Origin of the sequence: Gracilibacillus oryzae, from assembly GCF_009498735.1 — a bacterium.
In the GTDB taxonomy this organism is placed as follows: Bacteria; Bacillota; Bacilli; order Bacillales; family Amphibacillaceae; genus Gracilibacillus; species Gracilibacillus oryzae.
Map to the genome: position 1 here is coordinate 177,735 of NZ_ML762425.1, position 18,917 is coordinate 196,651.

The 18,917-nt window shown below is 37.0% G+C and carries 20 protein-coding genes; all 20 read left to right on the plus strand.

Annotation, left to right across the window (positions count from 1 at the left end; all coding sequences use genetic code 11):
* Nucleotides 1-131 precede the first annotated feature (131 nt).
* The 20 genes from sucC to F9U64_RS03715 all read left to right on the plus strand — a co-directional run bounded on the left by sucC (nt 132) and on the right by F9U64_RS03715 (nt 18,891).
* Complete coding sequence (gene sucC / locus F9U64_RS03620) at nt 132-1,298, plus strand: ADP-forming succinate--CoA ligase subunit beta (RefSeq protein WP_153401653.1); 1,167 nt, start codon at nt 132-134, stop codon at nt 1,296-1,298.
* Between the two features lie 44 nt (nt 1,299-1,342).
* The gene (gene sucD, locus F9U64_RS03625; RefSeq protein ID WP_153401654.1) at nt 1,343-2,245 is read left to right on the plus strand and encodes a succinate--CoA ligase subunit alpha; all 903 of its coding nucleotides are present in this window, start codon (nt 1,343-1,345) and stop codon (nt 2,243-2,245) included.
* 58 nt (nt 2,246-2,303) lie between these two features.
* Complete coding sequence (gene dprA, locus F9U64_RS03630; protein WP_153401655.1) at nt 2,304-3,182, plus strand: DNA-processing protein DprA; 879 nt, start codon at nt 2,304-2,306, stop codon at nt 3,180-3,182.
* Nucleotides 3,183-3,371: 189 nt separating this feature from the next.
* The gene (gene topA, locus F9U64_RS03635) at nt 3,372-5,450 is read left to right on the plus strand and encodes a type I DNA topoisomerase (protein WP_153401656.1); all 2,079 of its coding nucleotides are present in this window, start codon (nt 3,372-3,374) and stop codon (nt 5,448-5,450) included.
* Nucleotides 5,451-5,650: 200 nt separating this feature from the next.
* Entirely contained in the window at nt 5,651-6,559 is a 909-nt protein-coding gene (gene xerC, locus F9U64_RS03640; RefSeq protein WP_153401657.1) for a tyrosine recombinase XerC, read from the plus strand.
* 13 nt (nt 6,560-6,572) lie between these two features.
* Nucleotides 6,573-7,112: an ATP-dependent protease subunit HslV gene (gene hslV, locus F9U64_RS03645; protein WP_153401658.1), complete on the plus strand. Its 540-nt coding sequence runs from the start codon at nt 6,573-6,575 to the stop codon at nt 7,110-7,112.
* An 18-nt stretch (nt 7,113-7,130) separates the two neighbouring features.
* A complete protein-coding gene (gene hslU / locus F9U64_RS03650; RefSeq protein ID WP_153401659.1) occupies nt 7,131-8,528 on the plus strand; it encodes an HslU--HslV peptidase ATPase subunit in 1,398 nt (465 codons plus the stop codon).
* 15 nt (nt 8,529-8,543) lie between these two features.
* Entirely contained in the window at nt 8,544-9,320 is a 777-nt protein-coding gene (codY, locus tag F9U64_RS03655; protein ID WP_153401660.1) for a GTP-sensing pleiotropic transcriptional regulator CodY, read from the plus strand.
* Between the two features lie 241 nt (nt 9,321-9,561).
* Complete coding sequence (flgB, locus tag F9U64_RS03660; protein WP_228275577.1) at nt 9,562-9,954, plus strand: flagellar basal body rod protein FlgB; 393 nt, start codon at nt 9,562-9,564, stop codon at nt 9,952-9,954.
* 2 nt (nt 9,955-9,956) lie between these two features.
* Nucleotides 9,957-10,415, plus strand: coding sequence for a flagellar basal body rod protein FlgC (gene flgC, locus F9U64_RS03665; RefSeq protein WP_153401662.1), 459 nt, complete (start codon nt 9,957-9,959; stop codon nt 10,413-10,415).
* Between the two features lie 44 nt (nt 10,416-10,459).
* Nucleotides 10,460-10,747: a flagellar hook-basal body complex protein FliE gene (gene fliE, locus F9U64_RS03670; RefSeq protein ID WP_194287287.1), complete on the plus strand. Its 288-nt coding sequence runs from the start codon at nt 10,460-10,462 to the stop codon at nt 10,745-10,747.
* A 39-nt stretch (nt 10,748-10,786) separates the two neighbouring features.
* A complete protein-coding gene (fliF, locus tag F9U64_RS03675) occupies nt 10,787-12,379 on the plus strand; it encodes a flagellar basal-body MS-ring/collar protein FliF (RefSeq protein ID WP_153401664.1) in 1,593 nt (530 codons plus the stop codon).
* 15 nt (nt 12,380-12,394) lie between these two features.
* Nucleotides 12,395-13,408, plus strand: a complete 1,014-nt coding sequence (fliG, locus tag F9U64_RS03680; RefSeq protein ID WP_153401665.1) for a flagellar motor switch protein FliG — start codon at nt 12,395-12,397, stop codon at nt 13,406-13,408.
* Complete coding sequence (gene fliH / locus F9U64_RS03685; protein ID WP_194287272.1) at nt 13,401-14,156, plus strand: flagellar assembly protein FliH; 756 nt, start codon at nt 13,401-13,403, stop codon at nt 14,154-14,156. Before fliG ends, fliH begins: the two co-directional genes overlap by 8 nt.
* Nucleotides 14,134-15,450, plus strand: coding sequence for a flagellar protein export ATPase FliI (gene fliI, locus F9U64_RS03690; protein ID WP_153401667.1), 1,317 nt, complete (start codon nt 14,134-14,136; stop codon nt 15,448-15,450). The genes fliH and fliI overlap by 23 nt, the downstream gene beginning before the upstream one ends.
* Nucleotides 15,450-15,884 carry a flagellar export protein FliJ gene (fliJ, locus tag F9U64_RS03695; RefSeq protein ID WP_194287273.1) on the plus strand — a complete coding sequence of 145 codons (435 nt, stop codon included), beginning with the start codon at nt 15,450-15,452 and terminating at the stop codon, nt 15,882-15,884. Before fliI ends, fliJ begins: the two co-directional genes overlap by 1 nt.
* Before the next feature lie 14 nt (nt 15,885-15,898).
* Nucleotides 15,899-16,483, plus strand: coding sequence for a MotE family protein (locus F9U64_RS03700; protein ID WP_153401669.1), 585 nt, complete (start codon nt 15,899-15,901; stop codon nt 16,481-16,483).
* A 30-nt stretch (nt 16,484-16,513) separates the two neighbouring features.
* Nucleotides 16,514-17,950: a flagellar hook-length control protein FliK gene (locus tag F9U64_RS03705; protein ID WP_153401670.1), complete on the plus strand. Its 1,437-nt coding sequence runs from the start codon at nt 16,514-16,516 to the stop codon at nt 17,948-17,950.
* A gap of 9 nt (nt 17,951-17,959) precedes the next feature.
* Nucleotides 17,960-18,517 (plus strand): flagellar hook assembly protein FlgD, encoded by a 558-nt coding sequence (gene flgD / locus F9U64_RS03710; RefSeq protein ID WP_153401671.1) that lies wholly within the window; start codon nt 17,960-17,962, stop codon nt 18,515-18,517.
* A gap of 11 nt (nt 18,518-18,528) precedes the next feature.
* Nucleotides 18,529-18,891, plus strand: coding sequence for a TIGR02530 family flagellar biosynthesis protein (locus tag F9U64_RS03715; protein WP_153401672.1), 363 nt, complete (start codon nt 18,529-18,531; stop codon nt 18,889-18,891).
* Nucleotides 18,892-18,917 lie beyond the last annotated feature (26 nt).

The window sequence follows — 18,917 nt, forward strand, 5'->3', positions numbered from 1 at the left end:
AATGACAATAAAAGGAAAGAAGGATGTGTTGGATAGAAAAATGTCTGATTAATGAAATTATTTTTGTGGACAATGACTCCCCTTTTTTTATACAATGAGATTGCAGTAATTAATTGATGGGAGGATGAAAGATGAATATTCACGAGTATCAAGGCAAAGAGATTTTGCGCAAGTACGGTGTTGCTGTTCCGAATGGTAAAGTTGCTTTTACAGTCGAAGAAGCTGTTAAAGCATCAGAGGAACTCGGCACAGATATTTCTGTCGTAAAAGCTCAGATTCACGCTGGGGGAAGAGGTAAAGCAGGCGGTGTGAAAATAGCTAAAAATATCGAGGAAGTCCGTACATATGCAGATGAGATTCTAGGTAAAACGCTTGTAACACATCAAACAGGTCCAGAGGGGAAAGAAGTAAAGCGTTTACTAATTGAAGAAGGCTGTGACATTAAACAGGAATATTATATTGGTCTGGTATTGGACCGCGCTACTTCCCGAGTGACAATGATGGCTTCAGAAGAAGGCGGCACAGAAATAGAAGAAGTTGCTGCTGAAACACCAGAAAAGATTTTTAAAGAAGTAATAGACCCTATTACAGGGTTACTGCCATATCAAGCAAGAAGACTGGCTTTTAACATTAATATTCCAGAAGAATATTTGTCGAAAGCGGTTAAATTCATGATGGGGTTATACCAGGTTTTTGTCGAAAAAGATTGCTCTATCGCAGAAATTAATCCATTAGTAACAACTGGAGATGGTGAAGTGTTAGCACTTGATGCCAAGCTTAACTTTGATGATAACGCATTATTCCGTCAAAAAGATATTGTAGAATATCGCGATCTGGAAGAAGAAGATGAAAAAGAAATTGAAGCATCGAAATATGATTTAAGCTATATTGCACTTGATGGAAACATCGGCTGTATGGTAAATGGTGCAGGTCTGGCCATGGCAACAATGGATATTATTAAACATTATAATGGTGATCCTGCTAACTTCCTGGATGTAGGGGGCGGTGCGACAGCTGAGAAGGTCACGGAAGCCTTCAAAATTATTCTGTCAGATAAGAATGTCAAAGGTATTTTTGTCAACATTTTTGGTGGAATTATGAAATGTGATGTTATTGCAGAAGGTGTTGTTCAAGCAACGAAAGAGGTTGGCTTAACTATACCATTAGTAGTACGCCTTGAAGGTACAAATGTTGATGCAGGGAAGAAGATTCTAGCTGACTCTGGATTGAATATTACACCAGCTGAGTCTATGGCAGATGGTGCTGAACAGATTGTCGCACTAGTAAATGAAGCATAATTAAGCTGAATTTACCTAAATCAGGAAAAGGGAGGATCCGTTACATGAGTGTATTTATTAACCAAGATACGAAGGTGCTTGTCCAAGGAATAACAGGTTCTACAGCACTATTTCATACAAAACAAATGGTAGAGTATGGTACGAAAATTGTTGGTGGTGTTACCCCTAAAAAGGGTGGTACCGAAGTTGAAGGTATACCTGTATTCAATACAGTACAGGAAGCAGTAGAAAATACTGGTGCTAACGCTTCTGTTATTTACGTACCAGCTCCATTCGCAGCTGATGCGATTATAGAAGCGGTAGATGCAGAGCTTGATCTGGTAATTTGCATTACAGAACATATCCCGGTAATGGATATGGTAAAAGTAAAACGTTATATGGAAGGTAAGAATACTAGATTAGTAGGACCAAATTGTCCTGGAGTAATCACACCTGAGGAATGTAAAATAGGTATTATGCCAGGGTATATTCATAAAAAAGGTCACATTGGTGTTGTTTCACGTTCCGGTACACTTACTTATGAAGCGGTACATCAATTATCGGAAGCAGGTTTCGGGCAATCTACTGCTGTAGGTATAGGCGGGGACCCTGTTAATGGCACTGATTTTATCGATGTGTTAAAAGCATTCAATGAAGACCCTGAAACCGAAGCAGTCATGATGATCGGTGAAATAGGTGGTACAGCAGAAGAAGAAGCTGCAGAATGGGTAAAAGCTAATATGACAAAACCGGTTATTGGCTTTATCGGTGGTCGTACAGCGCCTCCAGGGAAGCGTATGGGTCATGCTGGTGCCATTATTTCTGGTGGGAAAGGTACAGCAGAAGAAAAGATAAAAGTCATGAATAATTGCGGAATAAAAGTTGCAGAAACCCCATCTGTAATGGGCGAAACAGTCATTAGTGTCTTAGAAGAAAAAGGCCTTATTGAAAAGTGTAAAACACATTAAACTAATTGGAAGAGGTAAGCGAAAGCTTATCTCTTCCATATAAAAAGGATGGGAAGCGGTGGAACAAATAAGTTGGAGATTAGTCCATTTGCAGCAAATTGACAGTATCTCAAGAAAGCTATTATGGAAAGTGTTACACAAAGATCCCGAATTAAACTCTGTTTATCAATGGACAAATGATGATTGGATGTTATCATTTGATATCAAGTTAGAACGTGCACAGATGATTAAAAGCATGTTAGCAGATAAAGAATTACAGCGTAAAATTGTCAAGCAAGCAAGTAAATATAAGATTGTCACTATCTTTGATCCGGAGTATCCAGAGCAACTCAGAAATATTCCAGATCCACCTTTCGTGTTATATATGGTAGGAAATAGTTCTCTATTATCCCACACACCCAATATAAGTGTAGTAGGGACAAGGTATCCCTCTGAACATGCAAAAACCGTCATGAACCGTCTTTTAAGTCCCATATTAAAAGATAACTGGCTTATAGTCAGTGGTATGGCAGTTGGTGTAGATGGATTTGCACACGAATTAGCTTTGGCCAATAATGCTCCAACTATAGCAGTTTTAGGAAGTGGATTTGAGCATATTTATCCCAGAAGACATCTTCCATTGTTCAAGGAAATTATTCGTCATGGTTTAGTGATCTCCGAATATCCTCCACATATTACCCCTCAAAAATTCCACTTTCCTGAAAGAAATCGAATTATTAGTGGTTTAACATTTGGAACACTTGTGGTTGAAGCGAAAACCAAAAGCGGCTCGTTAATTACTGTAGATCAGGCCTTAGAGCAAGGGAAAGAAGTATTTGCTGTACCAGGATCAATCTTGAGTAAAACCAGTGAAGGTTGTCATCAGCTGATACAAGATGGTGCAAGATTAGTCCAGACAAGTGAAGACATCACAAAAGAATGGCATGACAGAGGATAAATCATTATTAGAAAATAGAAATATTTGGTGACTATCTATTAATTTGTTTGACAAATAATATAAAAGTATTTCATAATAGGGAAGATTTATCAATAGAATTATGGAATACAGTATAAATGATTAGCAGTTCAAATATTTTAGGTATATATCAATTTATAGAAGAGAGCGGCCTCTTGGGAGGGTTTTATTATGGCACAATATCTAGTTATCGTCGAATCACCTGCTAAAGCAAAAACAATTGAAAGATATTTAGGGAAAAAATTTAAAGTTAGAGCATCTATGGGACATGTTCGTGATTTGCCAAAAAGTCAAATGGGTGTCGATGTTACCAATCACTTCGAGCCAAAATATATTACGATTCGTGGAAAAGGACCTGTATTAAAAGATTTGAAGACAGCAGCTAAAAAAGCCGATAAAATATATCTTGCAGCCGATCCCGATCGTGAAGGAGAAGCAATAGCATGGCATTTAGCGCATAGCTTAAACATAGATTTAGATTCAGAATGTCGAGTGGTATTTAATGAAATCACAAAAGATGCCGTTAAGGATTCATTCAAACACCCTCGCAAAATTAATATGGATTTAGTTGATGCCCAACAAGCCAGAAGGATCCTGGACAGACTTGTCGGCTACAATATAAGCCCATTACTATGGCAAAAAGTGAAAAAAGGGTTAAGCGCAGGCCGGGTTCAATCAGTCGCTGTGAAAATGATCATGGACAGGGAGAATGAGATTAAAAACTTCAAACCTGAAGAATATTGGAGTATTACTTCTAACTTTACAAAAGACAGTCAAACTTTTGAAGGTAATTTTTATGGTGTGGATGGCAAAAAAAGAGCGCTCAAATCAAAAGAAGATGTGGATCAGATATTATCCAAACTGAAAGGCAATCAGTTTAACATTGAAAAAGTGAATAAAAAAGAACGCAAACGAAATCCTTCTCCGCCTTTCACGACTTCTTCACTTCAACAGGAAGCTGCAAGGAAGCTGAATTTCAGAGCAAGAAAAACCATGATGGTAGCCCAGCAATTATATGAAGGAATTGATCTGGGAAAAAGAGAAGGTGGAATTACTGGTTTAATAACATATATGCGTACAGACTCAACCAGAGTTTCTGCAACAGCTCAAGGTCAGGCAAAAGAGTATATCGAACAGAATTTCGGGAAAGAGTATCTTGGTATAAACAAACAAGCAAAGAAAAGTGAAGGTGCTCAAGATGCTCACGAGGCAATCCGTCCTACAAATGCAGTAAGAGACCCACAATCCTTGAAGTCTGTACTATCACGAGATCAGTTAAGACTTTATAAGCTTATTTGGGACCGTTTTATTGCAAGTCAGATGGCATCTGCAGTAATGGACACAATGACTGTTCATTTAATGAATCAAGGAGTCGAATTCAGAGCAAACGGATCAAAAATTAAATTTAAAGGATTTATGCGAGTTTATACAGAAGGCAGTGACGACCAAGAGAAAAAAGAAGATAAATGGCTGCCGGAATTAACAGAAGGAGAAATAGCGAAAGCAGAAAAAATTCAGCCAAACCAGCACTTTACACAACCGCCTCCTCGCTACACGGAAGCACGATTAGTAAAGACGATGGAAGAACAAGGTATCGGCAGACCATCAACATATGCGCCTACTTTGGATACAATACAGCGGCGCGGCTATGTTGCATTAGATAACAGACGGTTCGTACCAACTGAATTAGGGGAAATTGTGATTAAATTAATTGAAGAGTTTTTCCCTGAAATAATTGATTTAGCCTTTACTGTTAAAATGGAAGGCGATTTAGATGCAATTGAAGATGGCAAAACAGAGTGGGTTTCTATTATAGACCAGTTTTATCAAGGGTTTGATAAAAGATTAGAAATTGCGGAAAAAGAAATGGAAAAAGTAGAGATAAAAGATGAACCAGCAGGTATTGATTGTGAAAAATGCGGACATGAGATGGTATACAAGATGGGGCGGTATGGAAAGTTCCTTGCATGCTCCAATTTCCCTGACTGCAGAAACACAAAACCTATTCTGAAGGAAATCGGCGTAAAATGTCCTGAATGTAAAGATGGAAACATTGTGGAACGAAAGACAAAAAGAAAACGTGTTTTTTATGGTTGCGATAATTATCCTGAATGTGAATTTATTTCCTGGGATAAACCTGTCGGCAGGAACTGTCCAAAATGTGATACCATGTTAGTTGAGAAAAAAACAAAGAAAACAGTACAAGTACAATGCCCTTCCTGTGATTACAAAGAAAAAGAGCAAAGCTGATCCAAATCATCATGAGCTTGTTATCCAACACGGTTAACAAGCTCTTTATCATCATGCAGAGAAGCGTGGGTTTATAATAGGAAGAAGATGGGTATCAATAAGTAATGTGATAATTATGAAAATTCCGACAAATCAATGAAATAATTTGATCTTAAAGAGTTAATGTGATAGTATTTTTAAGCATTTAGAGGTGCGTAGCAATGCAACAATTTAACAAGGAATGGCTTCTGTTTTTAGATTATTTAAAAATTGAACGAAATGCTGCTATTAAAACAATCGAGATTTATCAAAAAGATATCGAGCACTTTTTATTATATGTAAACAATGAGAATATTAATAAGCTGAATAATGTGAATTATATTACTGTTAGAAATTATCTAACAATATTATATGCTCAAGGATTGACAAAACGGTCTGTAAGCAGACATATTTCAGCATTAAGAAGTTTTTATAAAATATTAGTCCGAGAAGCGGTAGTAACCAGCAACCCTTTTACGCAGATCTCATTGCCAAAGCAAAGTTATCCGATCCCGCAGTTCCTTTTTGATGAAGAAATGGAAAAATTGTTAGCGGCCAATGAATTAGAAACACCTTTAGGGAAAAGGAATCTGGCGATACTAGAGTTACTGTATGCAACAGGCATAAGAGTCAGTGAATGTGTACAATTAAAGATAGAAGATGTTGATCTGGATCTGCATACAGTATTAGTTCTTGGCAAGGGGAGCAAGGAAAGATACGTCCCATTTGGAACATTTGCTAAAGATTCGCTAAATGATTACATAACATATGGGAGAACCCAGTTGATAGGGAGACATAGCAATCCTCAAAATTATTTGTTTCTCAATGCAAAAGGAAACCCGCTAACAGCAAGAGGAATACGAGTGGTTTTAAATAAATTAGTTCAGAATGCAGGGTTAACAATTGATTTACATCCTCACAAATTAAGGCACACATTTGCAACACACCTTTTGAATAATGGGGCAGACTTAAGAGCAGTTCAGGAATTGCTCGGCCACTCCCAATTATCATCGACACAAATATATACACATGTGACAAAAGACCGGCTTAGTCATGTTTATAAAAATGCTCATCCACGAGCAAATAAATGAGGAGGAATGAAGAATGGGACAATTCCATGCAACAACAATATTTGCTATCCAGCATAATGGTCAATCAGCAATGTGCGGGGATGGTCAAGTAACATTAGGAAATCAAGTGATCATGAAACATTCAGCGAAAAAAGTAAGAAGAATATATAAAGATCAAGTATTAGCTGGGTTTGCCGGATCTGTTGCTGATGCATTCACATTGTTTGAAAGCTTTGAGGCAAAATTAGAGAGTTATGACGGGAAACTGTCTCGTGCTGCAGTTGAATTAGCGAAAGATTGGCGAAACGATAAATATTTGAGGAAGCTAGAAGCGATGTTAATTGTGATGAATAAAGAAGAATTACTTCTAGTGTCAGGAACAGGTGAGGTAATTGAACCAGATGACGGCATTTTAGCAATTGGTTCAGGTGGTAACTTTGCGTTAAGTGCTGGAAGGGCTTTAAAGAGAAATGCAGCTAATTTATCTGCTAAAGAAATTGCAAAAGCATCACTGGAAATAGCTGGCGAAATTTGTGTATTTACAAACAACCAGTTGATTTTAGAAGAGTTATAAGAAAGTGGAGGGATTTTTATGTCGATCAATCTAACACCCAGACAAATTGTTGAGAAGTTAGATCAATACATAATCGGTCAACAACAAGCAAAAAAAGCTGTAGCTGTTGCCTTAAGAAATAGATTCAGAAGAATGCAATTGGACGAAAGTTTAAGGGAGGAAATAGTACCAAAGAATATTTTAATGATCGGCCCGACAGGTGTGGGGAAAACGGAAATTGCCAGAAGACTTGCGAAGCTGGTTGGTGCTCCATTTATAAAGGTAGAAGCAACCAAATATACAGAAGTCGGCTATGTGGGAAGAGATGTAGAATCAATGGTTCGGGATCTGGTTGAGACAGCTGTACGTTTAATGAAAGAAGAAGAGATGGAAAAAGTGAAGGAAAAGGCAGAGGAAGCTGCTAATAAACGGTTGGTTCAACTTCTAGTACCAACAAAGAAAAAACAGTCACAAACCAAAAATCCATTTGAGATGTTCTTAAATACCAATCAGCAAAACACTTCTGATGAAGAAACGGAGGAAGACGATTCAGAAGATATCAAAATGAGACGATCTCAAAAGAAGAAATTATTAGACATGGGGGAACTTGAAGATAATATAGTTACCATCGAAGTAGAGGAAAAAAGTTCTTCCATGTTCGATATGCTGCAAGGTTCCGGTATGGAACAAATGGGAATGAATATGCAAGATGCACTGGGCAATATGTTTCCTAAGAAAAAGAAAAAAAGAAAAATGAAAGTTTCAGAAGCGAGAAAAATATTAACACAGCAGGAAGCACAAAAACTAATAGATATGGATTTTGTAACACAAAAAGCTGTGGAGAGGGCAGAACAAACAGGTATAATTTTCATTGATGAAATCGACAAGGTTGCCGTAAAACAGGAAAATGGGGCAGCGGTTTCTCGTGAAGGAGTACAACGCGATATTCTGCCAATTGTGGAGGGCTCCTCTATTGTAACGAAATATGGACCAGTGAAAACAGATCATATGTTATTTATAGCAGCCGGGGCCTTTCATATGGCAAAGCCTTCGGACCTTATTCCGGAGTTACAGGGAAGATTTCCAATTCGAGTAGAGTTTGAAAAGCTGAGTGTTTCCGATTTTGAACGGATACTAGCAGAACCGTCAAATGCTTTGTTAAAACAGTACAAAGCTTTAATAGAAACAGAAGGAATTACCATTGAATTTGATCAGAAAGCAATCAGAAGAATTGCCGAGATAGCATTTGAAGTAAATCAGGACACTGATAATATAGGTGCAAGAAGGCTTCATACCATATTAGAAAAATTGTTAGAAGAATTATCATTCGAAGCATCAGAAATTGGGGTTGGAAACATCCCGATTACCGAAAATTATGTGAATGAAAAGCTAAAATCCATTGCGAAAAATAAAGATTTAAGTCAGTTTATTTTATAAAGGTTGGTGATTAATATGAGACTCCTTGAAAAAACGAGGGAGATTAATGCAATGCTGCAGAAAGCAAAAGGAAAGTCTGTGAATTTTACCGATATGTCAAAAACGTTACGGGACGTTATCGAAGCAAATGTTTTCATTGTAAGCAGAAAAGGCAAGCTGCTTGGATTTGCTATTAACCAGCAAATTGAAAATGACAGGATGAAAAAGATGTTAGAAGAAAGGCGCTTTCCGGCTGAATATACCGAGAATTTGTTTAATATTACAATGACAACTACAAACCTTGATATTAACAGTGAATATACTGCTTTTCCTGTTGAAAATAAGGAATTATTTCAATCAGGTTTAACAACAATAGTCCCAATCATCGGTGGTGGTCAACGGTTAGGAACACTAATCTTAAGCAGATTCTCAGAAAGTTTTGAAGATGATGATTTAGTGCTGGGAGAGTACGGGGCAACAGTAGTTGGAATGGAAATTCTTCATGAGAAAACAGGTGAAATTGAGTTAGAAGCAAGACGAAAAGCGGTTGTTCAGATGGCTATCAATTCATTATCCTACAGTGAATTGGAAGCAATTGCTCATATTTTTAAAGAGCTTGGCGGAAAAGAAGGTTTACTTGTAGCAAGCAAGGTTGCTGACCGAGTCGGTATTACCCGCTCAGTCATTGTGAATGCACTTCGCAAATTAGAAAGCGCCGGTGTAATTGAATCACGATCAGTGGGAATGAAAGGAACATATATTAAAATCCTCCATGATAAATTTTTAAAAGAATTAAATCAAATACAGGGATAAGTAATAAGAAGCATGCTAATTTTCAGCATGTTTCTTTTATTTTGCCTAAATAGAACTTTCGACTCACTTTTTACATAAAAATACATTTATGGGTATAGGCTAAAAGAATCAATCGACATTTTTTTGTGTAATTTTGTTGAAATATGACAAATAGTCATAGACACAAATTAGTAATTGATTTACAATATTCGATGTGAGTATGAATTTTATGACGGTTTTTGTAAAAATGGAGGTAAAAAGTATGTTTTTTAGTAATACTATCCAGGCGTTGGAACAATCTATTCATTATTCTTCTACTAAAAATCAAACGATCGCCAATAACATAGCAAACGTGGACACACCCAATTATAAAGCGAAAAATGTTGTGTTTAAGGAGATATTAAATGAAGAACTGGGTCACAACTTTCAGGCGAAAAGAACAAATGAACGGCACATTGTATTTGGAAATGATAACACTAAAAATTACAATATTGTTACAAACAACTCTACTACATATAATCACAATGGGAATAATGTCGATATTGATAAAGAAATGTCTGAACTTGCCAAAAACCAAATCTATTATCAAGCAGTTGTTGATAGGTTAAATGGCAAGTTTAATAGTTTAAAAACCGTAATTAGAGGAGGAAATTAATTATGTCTATTTTTAACTCAATGAACATCAGCTCAAGTGGATTAACTGCTCAAAGATTACGCATGGACACAATCTCTTCTAATATTGCAAATGTAGATACAACTCGTGCAACGATTAATGAAAATGGGGAGTATGAACCATATCGAAGAAAAATGACGGTATTCCAGGCAAAGGACGAAAGGTTTTCTTCCATTCTGCAAAGAACAGCTTCACAAAATGGTACAACAGGCAGTGGAGTTAGAGTAACGAGAATTGAGGAAGATGAAACGGAGCCGTTCAAATTAGTTTTTAATCCAAACCATCCAGATGCCACTGAAGCTGGATATGTCGAAATGCCTAATGTTGATCCTTTAAAGGAAATGGTTGATCTGATGAGTGCCACAAGATCTTATGAAGCGAATGTTACAGCAATCAATGCATCAAAGTCGATGCTGATGAAAGCATTAGAGATTGGTAAATAAATTTTTATGTATTGGAGGAACAGGAAGTGATAGTAAACAATTTTCTGAACACTGCACATATAACAAGAACAAATCAATTACAGGAAAGTAATCATACAGTTGGACAGGCACAGCAGCAATTCGCAACAAACTTAAAAAACGCTATTGAGCAATTAAACAATGCCCAGCAGGCTTCTGATCAAAAAACGAAAGCTTTAGCAAGCGGGCAAATAGACGATTTACATGATGTAATGATAACCGCTCAAAAATCTAGTATCATGTTGCAAACAGGTGTAGAAGTGCAGAAGAAAGTTATTGATGCATACAACGAAGTCATGCGAATGCAGGTATAAAAATAAGGTGACAGAAGTAACTAGTTTTGGGGGCAAAAAATGAACGACAAATTCAAACAATACATTAGTAAAGTAAAAGAAAAATATAACTCCATGTCAAAATGGCAAAAGGGTTCATTGTTTGGTGGTTTAGCTGTCATCTTTATCGCTGTTATAGTAACAGGTTTATTTGCTGGAAACAAGAATATGACGCCACTTTACAGTGATTTATCACTGCAGGAAGTGGGGCAAATTAAAGAGGAGTTAGACGCTAGAGCGGTACCTTATGAAATATCAAATGCAGGGACAACGATTGAAGTCCCAGAAGCAGAGGCACAAACATTATTGGTAGATTTAGCAGCCCAGGGAATACCTGATAGTGGAAGTATCGATTATTCCTTTTTCGCCGAGAACAGTTCATGGGGTGTTACAGATAATGAATTCAATGTAATGAAGCTTGATGCTATGCAGACAGAGCTTGCCTCATTAATTTCACAAGTTGATGGGATTGAATCAGCTGAAGTAAGCTTAAACATTCCAAAGGATCCTGTCTTCGTAAGTGAACAAACTCAGGAATCGACAGCATCGATTATTATGCAAACACAACCTGGATACCAATTCGATCCAGGTCAGATTAATGCACTATATCATCTTGTATCAAAATCTGTGCCAAATCTACCTACTGATAATATCGTCTTAATGAATCAAAATCTTGAATATTTTGATCTAAATAATGAAAATAATCTTTCGACAGGAAACACATATGTCGATCAGCAGCAAATTAAGAGTGATATAGAACAGGACATTGAACGTAGAGTTCAAAGAATGTTAGGTATGATGATCGGAATGAACAAAGTTGCCATTTCAGCAACTGCAGATATTGATTTTACTCAGGAAACAAGAGTAGAGCAAATCGTAGAACCCGTTAATGAAGATACAGATACTTTACCTGTTAGTATTGAAACAATTACAGAGTCATTTACAGGTGCGCAACCTGAAGATGGAGCAGTTGGAACAGAAGAAGGTGAAGTAACAAATTATCCGGCCGGCTTGGATGGAAATGTCGGTGATTATGAAATGGTCAAAGAATCAGTCAATAATGAATTTAATCGAATTCAAAAGGATATTGTTGAAAGTCCATATAAAATAAGAGACTTAGGTATCCAAGTAGCGATTGATAATAACAGGACTGGTCAAAATGGTGAAATAGAACAGCTTACAGCAGCAGAGCAGGCAGCTGTTGAGGAAAGTGTGGCATCAATCCTGGATTCCATTATTACAACTTCTGTTGATGAATCCTATGGTGAAGTGGCGGTAGAAGAGAATGTATCCATTGTCTTCCAGCCTTTCAATGGTGCAGATCTTGGTACGGACGATCAAACAGTTCCAACTATTCCTATGTATGCTTATATTGTTGGCGGAATTTTACTTGCAATTATTATTTTATTAATTTTCCTGTTAATAAGAAGACGGTCGAAAGAAGAGGAAATAGAAGAAATTGTAGAAGAACAGATAATTCAAGAAGAGGTACCTCCTTTAGCAATGAATGAAGAGACAGATTCAACTAAACGAAGAAAACAGTTAGAAAAATATGCGCAAGAAAAACCGGAAGATTTTGCGAAACTTTTACGTACATGGATTTCAGAAGATTAAAGGAGGTTAATGGATATGGCAAGACAAAAACAAACATTAACAGGAAGACAGAAAGCAGCTATTTTATTAATCTCTTTAGGGCCAGATGTATCCGCACAAGTTTATAAACATTTAACTCCAGAAGAAATTGAGAAATTAACATTGGAGATCTCTTCTGTGAAAAAAATAGATTCGGATCAAAAAGATTCCATACTAGGTGAATTTCAAGAGATAGCGATGGCGCAGGATTATATAACACAGGGTGGAATCGGCTATGCAAAAACGGTACTGGAGAAAGCACTTGGTGCTGACAAAGCCAATGATATTTTAGGAAGATTAACTTCTTCTCTACAAGTAAAGCCTTTCGATTTTGCTCGGAAAGCCGACCCGTCACAGATTATAAATTTTATTCAGAACGAACACCCGCAAACGATCGCGCTTGTTCTCTCTTATTTAGATTCAGAACAGGCAGCACAGATTCTCTCAGAGTTACCACAGGAACTGCAAGCGGATATTGCTAAACGTATTGCGGTTATGGATTCCACTTCACCAGAGATTATTGCAGAAGTAGAACAGATTCTCGAACGGAAATTATCAACAACTGTAACACAGGATTATACCCAGACTGGTGGTATACAGGCAGTTGTTGATGTATTAAATGGTGTTGACAGAAGCACGGAGAGAACAATTCTGGATGCATTAGAAATTGATGATCCTGAGCTTGCGGAAGAGATTAGAAAAAGAATGTTTGTGTTCGAAGATATTGTTACATTGGATAACCGTGCAATTCAACGCGTTATTCGTGAAGTAGAAAATGATGACCTTCGCCTTGCATTAAAAGTGGCAAGTGATGAAGTTCAGGAAATCATATTTAATAATATGTCTCAAAGAATGGCAGAAACGTTTAAAGAAGAGATGGAATTCATGGGTCCTGTAAGATTGCGTGATGTAGAGGAAGCACAATCCAGAATTGTGTCTGTTGTAAGAAGATTGGAAGAAATTGGTGAAATCGTCCTTGCAAGAGGTGGAGGGGATGATATTATTGTCTAATCAAGACAAACTCTCATTACCTAGAAAGAAAATACAGATCAAACCGATTATATACAGTAACAATACTGAAGCTAACAACGAATCTGTACAAGAGCAGAATGAACTGCAACGCAAGAGAGAAGAAATTGCAGCATTAGAAAAAGAAGCACAAGACAAACTGGAACAAACACGAAGAGAAATAGCAAAACAAAAAGAAGATTGGGAGAGAGAAAGAGCCCAATACGTCCAACAGGCACAGCAAGAAGGTTATCAGCAAGGATTTCAGCAAGGTGAACAAGATAGTCTGAATCAATATCAGTCATTAATTGATAAGGCAAATGGACTAATAGAACTTGCAAATCAAGATTATTATCAGACATTGGCCCAAATGGATGAACAGATTATTCAAATCGCAATGGCTGTTGCTGAAAAAGTCGTAAACATTACGTTAGATGAGAATAAGGAAAGTTTCTATCATCTTGTGAAGAAAGCAATTGAACAAGTAAAAGAGCAACCGAAAATCAAAGTCTACGTACATCCAGATCATTATCAGCTCCTGCTTGATAATAAAGATGAGTTACAAACGATTACTTATAATCAGGCAGATTTACTGATTTTTAATGACAGTGGATTAGCGCAGGGACAAGCATTTATTGAAACACCTTATGGGAAAATCGATGCATCTGTTGAAACCCAATTAGAAGAAGTTCGAAACAGACTATTTGAGTTAGTGGAGGAGATCAGTCGTGGAAATTCAAACAATACTTGATCATGTTACAAAAACTGACTCTTATAAAAGGTACGGCAAAGTAGAACGTGTTGTTGGTCTGTTAATTGAAGCAAGAGGTCCAGAAGCAAGAATTGGTGAAGTCTGCTATATTCATACAAAACTTCAAAATCAGAAGATTACGGCTGAAGTTATTGGGTTTTATGAAGAAAAGGTCCTGTTAATGCCATATTCTGCTGTTAGTAATATTGGATCAGGATGTTTAGTTGAGGCAACCAAAAAGTCACTCTCCATTAAGGTTGGCCGGTCGTTGATTGGTAAAGTAATAGATTCAACCGGTGAGTTGCTTGATGGATCCAAATTACCTAAAGGATTAAAAGAATATCCAACAGAACAACAGCCGCCAAATCCGCTGGAAAGACCAAGAATTAATTCTGTAATCCCGGTTGGTGTGAAAGCAATTGATACACTGCTCACAGTAGGAAGAGGACAGAGAATTGGGATATTTGCAGGAAGTGGTGTCGGCAAAAGTACTTTAATGGGAATGATTGCCCGTAATAGTGAAGCTGATCTGAATGTAATTGCCTTAATTGGAGAACGTGGCCGAGAGGTAAAAGAATTTGTTGAGAAGGATCTCGGACCAGAAGGTTTAAAAAAGTCGATTGTTGTTGTTGCAACATCTGATCAGTCAGCACTTATGCGAATAAAAGGGGCCTACACCGCAACAGCTATCAGTGAGTATTTTCGTGATTTAGGCTATCAAGTTAACTTGATGATGGACTCTGTAACAAGGGTGGCGATGGCACAAAGAGAAATTGGTTTAGCAATTGGCGAGCCTCCGACAACAAAAGGCTATACACCGTCAGTATTTGCCTTATTACCATCTTTATTAGAGCGGACTGGGACAAGCAATAAAGGCTCTATTACAGCTTTTTATACCGTTTTAGTTGATGGAGATGATTTTAATGAGCCTATTGCAGATACAACAAGAGGTATTTTAGATGGGCACTTTATACTAGATCGGAAATTAGCAGAAAAAGGCCAGTTTCCGGCCATCAATGTATTACAATCGGTTAGTCGTGTAATGCCTGGAATTGTTGATTCTTCTATCATGAGCGTTATCCAAAAAGCAAGAACCATTCTGGCGACATATCAGGAAAATGAAGAATTAATACAGATCGGTGCCTACAAAAAAGGTACTAACCCGAATATTGACAATGATATCCAATTACAACCGAAGATTCTTGGATTCCTAAGGCAAGGAATGAATGAGAATGTAGACAGGCAGGCGGCTTTAGACGCTTTACAAGGATTACTTAATGGGAGCTTGAGATGATGAAACAATGGCACGGCTTCGAGAAGATAAGAACATTAAGAGAAAATGAAAAAAATGAAGTGAGAATGGAATATGAAGATGCTCAGACGATATTCGAACATGAGGCAACAGAGTTGTATAAACTTCTGAAAAAGAAAGAGGCAATGGAGAACAAGTATCAGGAATGTTTACAAAACGGTGACATTGAAACAGTAAAAGGGTATTACAATTATTTAACTTACTTAACACCAAACATTGTTGATGTGCAAAAACGGGTCAATAGTGCCAGAGACAAAATGGATCATGTTCAGCAAAAATTAACGGATAAATATATCGAAGTGAAGAAAATGGAAAAAATAATTGATCGCAAAAAGCAAACTCATTTGGAGTGGATCAATAAACAAGAAATGATGCAAATGGATGAAATATCCATTCGTAAGTTTACAGAAAGATAAGGATAGGTGAAGAAATGAAAACCAATCCCAAAGAAAATAAGGAAAAAAAGCCTGGTATCCTGCAATGGTTGATTGTTATTATCGTCCCGCTTATTTTTGCAGCAATTGTTACACTAATCATCTTAAATATAATGGGTGTGGATGTTGCAGGTTATTCAAAAGAAGCATTAAATAAAGTGCCGTTTCTTTCCGAAACAGTAATGACAGATGAAGAGGAAGTATTTGATCAGCAATTAGCAGAAAAAGATGAAACAATTTTGACAAGGGATGAAGAAATTAGTTCACTTCAAACCCAATTGCAAGAAAAAGATCAGCAAATTGGCGACTTACAAGAAGAAATTGCTTCACTTTCCGAACAAATGGCAGAACAACAAAATGATATCGAGGCAACTGCTGTTGCTGAAGAATCCGATCAGGAAATCACGGCTTCTTTTGAAGAAATGAAACCAAAAACAGCAGCACCGATTATTGAAAATCTTGATAACCAATTAGCCATCTCTATTTTGAATCAACTTGATTCGAAAGTAAGAGGAGAAATTCTTGCAGAGATGGAACCAGAAACAGCGGCTAACTATACTGAAATGCTCGCAAACCAATAAGTTAAGCTACTTAGAAAGGGGGTGAAAAAGATGTTCGTTGGAGCAAATTTTATAGCAAATATGACTGCAAATCAAACGTTACATCATGCAGGGAATACAACTTCATCTAATAATGATTTTCAACAATTGCTAGAAGGTGTAACAGAACATCAAGGCGATGGGACAATTCGCTCACTAGTTTCTAACCAAACAGAATCAAATTTGACAGCAGGCCTGGAGAGTATAATACCTAATGCATCAGAGGAGACAATGGAGTTGTTAAGGTCGCTAATTTCCGGAGAAGAATTATCGGAAGAATCGGTTCAGCAGCTTGCTGATTTATTAGGTACAGAGGAAGACGGAGCAAATGAGGAATTACTAGACATCATTCAGCAACTGTTAAATGTACCGGACCAATCTGAATTTACAGAATCATTAAAGGGATTGGAGAAGTTATTGACTGATAAGGAATTAACCAGTGAGGAACTAATCGCACAGTTACAAGATCTTTTTAGCAATAAAGCAGCTGAAGAATCAGTCATTCCGATATTTAGTGGTATTTCCACAGCGAGACTCCAAGTCAATGCATTAAATCCAGAGATCTCAAAAGTTGATCAACAAGAATTTGCTGCTCTTTGGCAAAAGGTTGACAGATTGATTAATAAGCTTGAGAACCTGCCATTGACTGCAAAAGACTATAAGCAGTTAACAAATTTAATCCAGCAATGGTCCCAGTTAAGTCAGCAGGACAGTGCAACATTAAGTAGCTTTTTAACAAATATTGATGATTCTAAAACAAAAAATATCTGGACAAAGCTTGTTGAAAATTACCAAAACAGACTATCTGCAGAAAAGTTATACGGGCAAACTCAACAAGTGACAAAACAGGATATTGCGAAGTGGATTCAATCTGCATTGGAAAATTACGAAACAATCGTAAAACCTGAAAATGGCCTAGCAAGGGCAGAATTACTTCAATTAAGCAATCAGTCTGCTCAACATAAGGTGCAACAATTTGTTATTCATGTGCAACAAACAAACACAGAAGGACAAGTAGCTCAAAAACAATTACTGGAACAATTCCAACTAGCAATACAAAAAAGCAGCTTCTTAAAATCGCCAAACGGTACCAATCAGCTTATGCTGCGTTTACAACCGGGAAATTTAGGTGATGTAATGGTAAAGCTGACACAAGTAAATGGTGAAATGATAGTGAAAATGGTTGTTCAATCACAAGCAGCAAAAGATTTGTTAGAAGGAAACATAAATCAATTACGCCATATGTTTTCACCACAGCAGGTTGTGATAGAGAAGCAAGAGTCCATTCTGACACAAACAAGCCAGGACAGATTATGGAAAGATGAATCTGATGCATCGAATAACCAAGAGAAACAAAACAGTGATGATCAAGCTGGCCAACATTCGGACTCTGAACAAGAGAGAGAAACAAGTACTTTTCATGACTTATTAATGGATATGAAAGTGTAGGTGAAAAAAATGACATCAATAGATCCATCTTATTATCTGAAAAATAACCAGTCAGCAGTGAAAGAACATAGTGAAACGTTGGGGAAAGATGATTTCTTAAGAGTTTTAATGACCCAATTGCAAAATCAAGATCCTTTGAATCCAATGGATGATAAACAATTCATCTCACAAATGGCAACATTTTCTTCATTGGAACAAATGATGCAGATGAACCAGGCTATTACAAATCTAGTTCACAATCAAACAGTCTCTCCTGTTATTCAGTATAGCCATTTAATTGGACAGCAAGTGAGCTATTACAAGATTGATGAGGAAACTGGTGTAATTGCTGAACCAAAAGAAATTCTAACAAGTAAGGTATCAGCAATCTCCCAAACAGAAGGTTATGCTGTAATTGAATTAGAAGATGGTTCGAAAATATTTACAGATGAAATATTAAAAATTGAACAAAATGAAAATATTTCTGACGACAATAAACCAGAGACAGATGAATCAACTGAAGGAAATGCAACTCAAGATGAATCAGTAGCTGAGAACAATACTGAACCTGAAACACCGTCAGTATAAAGGGGGATTATATGAATAGTAAAATTCATGCACTCCACCATCCCGTTATTTTAAATAACAGAAGCACCAAACATGTGAAAGCAACTAATCATTTTTCTGAACTCCTGCAACAGCAAAGTAAACTGACTATAAGCAAACATGCACAGCAACGAATGACCACAAGGAATATTCAAGTTACGGATGCGAAGTGGTCAGAATTGGAAACTAAGATACTCGAAGCAAAGCAAAAAGGAATAAAAGAGTCGTTAGTGTTAATGGATAATGCAGCCTTTATTGTGAATGTGAAGAACAATACAGTAGTCACAGCAATGGAACGTACAGAAACAAAAAGTAAAATATTCACAAATATCAATGGAACTATTTTAATCGATTAAGCTGGACCCGATAAGGGAGGCTTCCA

Bases quoted from the DNA above. Each gene is read 5' to 3' on its own strand.
- sucC (WP_153401653.1), top strand. From the start codon at position 132: ATGAATATTCACGAGTATCAAGGCAAAGAGATTTTGCGCAAGTACGGT.
- fliJ (WP_194287273.1), top strand. From the start codon at position 15,450: ATGAAACAATGGCACGGCTTCGAGAAGATAAGAACATTAAGAGAAAAT.
- F9U64_RS03705 (WP_153401670.1), top strand. From the start codon at position 16,514: ATGTTCGTTGGAGCAAATTTTATAGCAAATATGACTGCAAATCAAACG.
- F9U64_RS03715 (WP_153401672.1), top strand. From the start codon at position 18,529: ATGAATAGTAAAATTCATGCACTCCACCATCCCGTTATTTTAAATAAC.
- flgC (WP_153401662.1), top strand. From the start codon at position 9,957: ATGTCTATTTTTAACTCAATGAACATCAGCTCAAGTGGATTAACTGCT.
- flgD (WP_153401671.1), top strand. From the start codon at position 17,960: ATGACATCAATAGATCCATCTTATTATCTGAAAAATAACCAGTCAGCA.
- flgB (WP_228275577.1), top strand. From the start codon at position 9,562: ATGTTTTTTAGTAATACTATCCAGGCGTTGGAACAATCTATTCATTAT.
- fliF (WP_153401664.1), top strand. From the start codon at position 10,787: ATGAACGACAAATTCAAACAATACATTAGTAAAGTAAAAGAAAAATAT.
- codY (WP_153401660.1), top strand. From the start codon at position 8,544: ATGAGACTCCTTGAAAAAACGAGGGAGATTAATGCAATGCTGCAGAAA.
- xerC (WP_153401657.1), top strand. From the start codon at position 5,651: ATGCAACAATTTAACAAGGAATGGCTTCTGTTTTTAGATTATTTAAAA.
- hslV (WP_153401658.1), top strand. From the start codon at position 6,573: ATGGGACAATTCCATGCAACAACAATATTTGCTATCCAGCATAATGGT.
- F9U64_RS03700 (WP_153401669.1), top strand. From the start codon at position 15,899: ATGAAAACCAATCCCAAAGAAAATAAGGAAAAAAAGCCTGGTATCCTG.
- hslU (WP_153401659.1), top strand. From the start codon at position 7,131: ATGTCGATCAATCTAACACCCAGACAAATTGTTGAGAAGTTAGATCAA.
- fliG (WP_153401665.1), top strand. From the start codon at position 12,395: ATGGCAAGACAAAAACAAACATTAACAGGAAGACAGAAAGCAGCTATT.
- topA (WP_153401656.1), top strand. From the start codon at position 3,372: ATGGCACAATATCTAGTTATCGTCGAATCACCTGCTAAAGCAAAAACA.
- sucD (WP_153401654.1), top strand. From the start codon at position 1,343: ATGAGTGTATTTATTAACCAAGATACGAAGGTGCTTGTCCAAGGAATA.